Origin of the sequence: uncultured Capnocytophaga sp. (genome assembly GCF_963525585.1) — a bacterium.
GTDB lineage: Bacteria > Bacteroidota > Bacteroidia > Flavobacteriales > Flavobacteriaceae > Capnocytophaga.
Map to the genome: position 1 here is coordinate 1 of NZ_CAURLX010000066.1, position 7194 is coordinate 7194.

General features: G+C 40.7%; 1 pseudogene. It reads left to right on the top strand.

The window, feature by feature from the left end:
- A pseudogene (locus RYK20_RS10435) lies at positions 1-7194 on the top strand (hypothetical protein); the annotation flags it as partial.

Below are 7194 nucleotides of genomic sequence, written 5' to 3' on the forward strand. Positions count from 1 at the left end.
TTTGATACTGATGTGCTTATGTTCTTTTAGCGCAAAAATAAAAGCGCAAGAATGTGATGAAAATGTTTATAAATCACTTCAGCAAACGCGTATTTCTACTTTTGATAAAGTAACACAAGGAGAGGATGGTGTATTTACCATTAAGTATCCTTTAGATGGGGTAACATATACATTCTCAGATCAGAATGGGCATACATATACTTATACCCATACAACGGCTGATACTTCTGTGGATATCAATGTAGGAGCTATCGATACAGAACGACTCTTTTCCTTAAAAGCACAGAAAGGTAGTTGTGTATATCAGACAGCTTTTGAGTATAAAATTACCCCACAGACCGCATTAGGCATAGCCATACGTGTGGAACACGAATGGTGTAATAGAACTGCTGCCCTTTATTATAAAGTGGTAGGAACAGGTGCCGATAATAGTAAGTATAATTTTTATCATAAAAAAAATGGGGAAAGTTATGCTACCATTCCTTCTCCAGTTACAGGGGTTCAATCTCTTAAGGCAGGTACCTATGAGGTAAAGGCTGAACCTAAACCTTCATCAGGGGCGCCTGCTGTAGCACCTCGTAGAGCTATTAAAATATTGGATAGAACCAGAGCAATTAATTTTGACCTTACCTATCTTCCTGCAAAGTGTGCTTCCGAGGGCTCGGGAATACGAGTGACTGTTACCTCAGGGAATTCACCTTTGTACTATACACTTTTGGATCCTGTAGGAAACCCTATAGCAGGATTTCCTAAGCAAACTTCCAATGTATTCACCCACGTACCTGCGGGTAACTATAAGGTAAGGGTAGAGGATTTCTGTGCAGGATCTTCAGGGGGTGCCGCCAATACTAAAGATATCACAGTTGGAAATGATATGATGGACTTTACCTATACTACTTTGACAGGGTTGTATGAACATAGTTGTGGCTATATGGCTTTTTATGATTTGGGGATTGGAGGACCTAATGTAAGAAATGTTGCTTTAGCACAGAATTTACCTTTCCCTTTTACGGTGAAGTTTGACCTAAAAGCGCCTTCAGGTACAGTCTATACGATAGAGCGTAATATAAATAATTATAGAGACTCAGCCCTATATTTAGAACATCATTATTACTCTGATAATATGTATGTTCCTGGCAGGCTTACAGACCAACGTATCCCTAAGGAAGAAGGAGAATGGGAAGCAACCGCAACAGTAACCGTCTGTGGAGTTACTAAAACATTGACTTCCGTCAAGGCGACACTGGTCAATCCTTTTAAGAACTTAATAGTAAAGGAAACAACCACCAATAATACTACCGCTTGCCATAGGGTACATCTACAATTGCAGAATAAGACCAATCGTGTGGTGCCTTATCTCAATATGTATGTGGTGGTAGAGCAGGCACCTGTTGGTTTCAACTATGAAGGGGCGGGATTCTACAAGATTAATAGTTCCAATCCGCTACTGCACGACAAGTATCTCAAGCTGATAAACAACTATAATTCTGATAATCCTTCTCAGATAGTAGCTCCTGATTTTCTTTCTCAAGGGGATACTTTCCGTTTCCGTTTGGTAGATGCTGAATGTTCTTCTCGTTCTGAATTGTTGGATGCGGTAACCATTACCCAATCAACAGCTCCAGAGCCACCACTGATAGGTATTGTGAATTTTGAAAGTTGTAAGGGAGTTACCGCTACAGCTGCTCCTTATGCCTCTATGCGAATCACAAAAGCTGGAGGAAGCGAAATTACACAATTAAAAGTGACCGCTTATGATGGCAATCCTGCCGAACTGCCCTTTGCATTGCCCTATACACTCACTGCTACAGACTTGGTAAAACAAGATACTTGGATGCTCTATGATTTACCTGCTGGAAAGTATTCCATAGAAGCTACCAATAAGTGCGGGGCTACTAAGACTTATACAAATCTAAAGCTGACAGGGGAAACTTATAATTTCAATTGGGTAGAGGGCTGTACCCCTAAGCTAACAGGTCAGATTACTTCCGATAGGGATTCTAGATATCATAAAGCAGTATTTACAGTAGAGTATTTTGATGAGGCTTCCAATACTTGGCGATTAGCCCATTCTAACTCTCATCACAGTTTAATCCCAAATAGCCCTATCAATGAGGAAATTACCTATGTGAAAAAAGGAAAATTCCGTCTTATCCGTAGGGTAGGTTCTGAAGGCTATGGCTTCGATTGTGAGACAGTGCTTTCTGAAAAAGAATTCAAAGGGGACTTAGAAAAGCCTTCTGTGTTAGGTTTTGGTTGTACAGGGGGTAAGTATCATATAGTGGTATTACCCAAAGGGGGAACACCACCTTTCAAATACGAATTGGTATCCAAGGCAGCACCAGGACAGACCAACCCTACACCTATAGGAATCGAGCAACAGGGAGATAACTTCTTTATAGATCTATCTGATAGTAACCTCAATACCAAATATTTATTTAAGGTAACCGATAGTTGTCTAAGATCTGATGTCGTAGAGACTACTTTGGGGAACTTGCAGGCTCCGACTATTGTAGCAGATAAGGAGTTTTATTGTTTAGGACAACAGGCTACCCTTTCTATACCTGATTTGGGACCAAGCATCTCTATTAAGTGGTATCGCTCAGACGATATGACCACTCCTAAGGGGGTAGGGCGAACTCTTACCCTGACATTGACTTCAGACGATTTCACCGTTGGGAACACCTATATAGCAGTACTGGAAATTCCTTCCAAGCCTGCGGTACAGACGTGTATCTCACGAGCAATACAGCCTTATCAGTTCAATTCAAAAACAAGCTATCCATCCTTTACCCTTCCTACACCTTTGTCTACTACTATATGTATTGATAGGTATACAGTTTTTGACCTTAAACCTCTATTTCGCAATATGCCTACCCTTTCAGGTGGGGTTACAGCGACTATTACAGACAAAGAAGGGGTTATTCCTGTATCAAATGACTATAAGATAAACATAGGTACCTATATCAAAGGAGAACATACCTTTGTCTATACATTATGGAGTCCTTGTCAAGGAAAAATTAGTAGTGTAGAGGCTAAACTGACTATTAACCGTAAGATAACTCCAACCACTAAAGATAGGTTAAAGGTATGCAACTCCTCTGTTACGATGAACGAACTCAAGACTTTAATCCTTGAAGGAAGCCCTCAAGTAAGAGCCCTAGAACCTGAGTTTCATTGGTATCTTTCAGAGTCTAATGCGCAAGCAGGTACCGCTGAATTATTAGGGACTTATGCAATTTCCATAGCTCACGGTACGACTCATACACTCTATCTGCACTATACCAAAAAAGATTACTGTGTAGAGACAATTATTCCTATCACTGTAGAAGGACAAACTGCTGTAACAGCCAAAACACTTACAGGAACTCAGTGTGGTCTGACTAAAGTGAGCCAGCTCAAGGAATTGGTGGATCCTGACGATAAGGAGAATGTGATTATTTATAAGAATGGTGAGGCATTAGCCGATGATGCTTTGATAGAGGATAATGTGGGATATACCTATGCCAAAAGAGTATATCCTTGTATAACAGCACAGGCTTCCCTTACATTTCCTTTTGACCAACGAACCTCAGCCCAACCCGAACAAGTAGAGGTGTGTAGTTTTAGAGGAAATGGAATACACGCTACTGTAGGACAGGTATTGGATGCTCTTAGAGCTAAGTATGTAGGAAAAACTATTAAGCTCTATATGGGAGATACGGATATTACTAATTATCGTCCAGACTCCAATTTGAATTTCATAGCCTCCGACCTTACCTTTACAGTACAGGAGACAAGTAAGTGTCCTTCCCTACGCTATAAAGTTACCCTACAACAGGCACCATTCTCCACGTCAGCTCCTTTGTCCTTAACTATCTGTGAAGATACGACAATAGCAGAACTTACAGAAAAGATTGAGGCTTTGGGATATACAAATGTGAAGATATACAGAAATACCTCTCTAACTGCTGCTAATGATTTTATTATATGGCAATCAGAGCCTTATTACTATAGAGCACAAGAGACCGGTAAGTGTCCGAGTCAGCTAACACCGCTGACACTGACCAAAGAAACAACCAATATCACTCCTGCTACAGCTCGCCGCTTTGAGGTGTGTCTGCCGCAAGGACATAGGCCACGTGTAAGTGATCTAAAGGCTTCTATAGGGGGTGATGTGAGAATTTTTACACGAATTGATAGCCGTAATTGGAGATTACAAGCTGATAATGCTTGGGTATCTCTTACAGGTGCTTATTTCTATACAATCCGTGAGGCTGGTAAGTGTCCCAGTGAAAAAACACCATTAATTGTTGCTGTTACCTATAAGACACCTACCCCTTCGGCTCCTAATGCAGGAAATTTCTGTCAAGGAAAGACTATAGCAGATCTTAAGGATTATATAGATAATACCGTAAATGGTACCATAAGGGTGTATGCTAGTAATACCGCCACAATACCTCTTACAGATACAACTGTACTTACAACAACAACTTACTACTATTCGACAGAAGAGACAGGACGATGTGAGAGTGACCGTAGGGCTATCACAATAGTTCTTGTAGCAACTCCTACTCCACGTCCAACCTATACCTATTGTGCTGGTACTAAAGTAGAAACTCTTTGGGATGATATAGATAATAATGATAGTGATAGGTCATTAAAGATTTATGAGAATGCTTCAGGAGGTACAGCCCTTGCAAGAAATACAGTTCTAAGAGCAGGTTATTACTATGTGGCAGAGTCTTCTTCGTCTTCTTCCTTAGGCAATTGTGAGACCTCTCGTGCCCAATTGAAGGTAGTACTACAGAACCCTGTAGCTCCTACAGTGACAACTCCTCAACAGTTCTGTTCTGGTGAGGGGAAAACACTGGCAGACCTCTCTACAGCTACCAATCTGAAATGGTATACCACTAGTACAGGAGGCACAGCCTTAGTAGCAACAACAACCTTACAATCAGCTACATACTATGCAAGCCAAGTTGTAGGAAACTGTGAGGGGGAAAGCCGTACTCCTGTAGTGGTATCGGTTACTCAAACTCCTGATAGACCAACTTTTATTACTACTCCAGAGAGCTGTGCAGCTCCCACTCAAGTAATTATTACTAACTATCAGTCAGGATATACTTATTGGCTTAATAATAATCAGTTAGCAGTAGATCCTATTAGCCATCGCATTACTACACTTATTAGGGCAGGAAGTTATACAATTAAGGCTAAGAATGGTAACTGTGAGTCCCAAGCTTCTGGAGTCTTTAGAATTAAAGCTCAGAAAACGGTTCCTGATGCGCCTACTATTACTCTAACAGCAGAAAGTTGTACAGCCCCTACAAAAGCAGTGATTGATAACTATGAATCAAGACAAACTTATTGGTATAATGGCTCCCAACTTACAGTAGATACTACTACTCACGAGATTACAGGACTTACGCCAGGTACCTATATCATTACTACCAAAAATAGAAATTGTGAATCATTAGGATCTGCAAGCTTTGTGATCAAGACTCCAAAAACTGTTCCTGCAACACCTACAGTAACGGAATCAGTAGCTCCGACCTGTACGACAATAGGAGTGATGAAAGTTAGTAACTATGATAATGTAAGTTATACCTTTATCAAGTCAGCTGATAATACAGAGGTAACAGGCGTTACAGTAGGTACAGATGGTGTAATTTCCAACCTTCCTGTTGGTAAATATAAGGTAAAAGCGAAGAAAGATAGTTGTGAATCGGTTCTTTCAGCAGAATTTGAATTAAAGGATAAGTTGGTCACTCCTCAAGTACCAACCCTTACCCTAACAGCAGAGAGCTGTACATCACCTACAAAAGCAGTAATTGATAATTATGTGTCAGGACAAACCTATTGGCATAATGGAAACCAGCTTACAGTGAATACAACCACCCACGAGCTAATGGGTCTTGCTGCTGGTACTTATACAATTACCGCTAAGAATGGTAGCTGTGAATCGGGAGCTTCATCAAGCTTTGTGATCAAAGCCCAGAAAACCATTCCTGCTACCCCTGCAATAACGGAATCAGTAGCTCCGAACTGTACGACAATAGGAGTAATGAAAATTAGTAACTATGATAATGTAAGTTATACCTTTATCAAGTCAGCTGATAATACAGAGGTAACAGGCGTTACAGTAGGTACAGATGGTGTAATTTCCAACCTTCCTGTTGGTAAATATAAGGTAAAAGCGAAGAAAGATAGTTGTGAATCGGTTCTTTCAGCAGAATTTGAATTAAAGGATAAGTTGGTCACTCCTCAAGTACCAACCCTTACCCTAACAGCAGAGAGCTGTACATCACCTACAAAAGCAGTAATTGATAATTATGTGTCAGGACAAACCTATTGGCATAATGGAAACCAGCTTACAGTGAATACAACCACCCACGAGCTAATGGGTCTTGCTGCTGGTACTTATACAATTACCGCTAAGAATGGTAGCTGTGAATCGGGAGCTTCATCAAGCTTTGTGATCAAAGCCCAGAAAACCATTCCTGCTACCCCTGCAATAACGGAATCAGTAGCTCCGAACTGTACGACAATAGGAGTAATGAAAATTAGTAACTATGATAATGTAAGTTATACCTTTATCAAATCAGCTGATAATACAGAGGTAACAGGCGTCACAGTAGGAACAGATGGTGTAATTTCAAACCTTCCTGTAGGTAAGTATAAGGTAAAGGCTACTAAAGACGGATGTACATCAACTCTTTCTGCAGAGTTTGAGATAAAAGATAAGGAACCAGCAACAGCTATAACTACCTCTCCGGTGGGGGCTACTTATACTCAGAATGCTACAGCAACAGCTCTTTCAGTAGTTTCTTCAGGAACAACGCCTACAGCTTATAAGTGGTATAGAAATACTACTAATAGCAAAACGGGTAGTGATGTAACACAAGTGGCTACTACGGCAACTTATAGACCACTTACTGACCAAATAGGAAGCCTTTTCTATTGGGTAGAGCTCACAGGCTGTGGTACTGTAGAGAGTGCAATTGCAGAAATTAAAGTAACGTCATCAGCTCCGACAATTACAGCAAATGATGATCCAGATACCTCAGTAGCTAAGGGAGGTGAAGTAGAAGTACTAAGCAATGATCGTTTGAATGGTAACCCAGTGGCGCCAACAGATGTGGATATCACTATTCCAGACAATGGAGGTCTTACAGGACTTACAGCGGATGCTACTACAGGTAAATTGAAAGT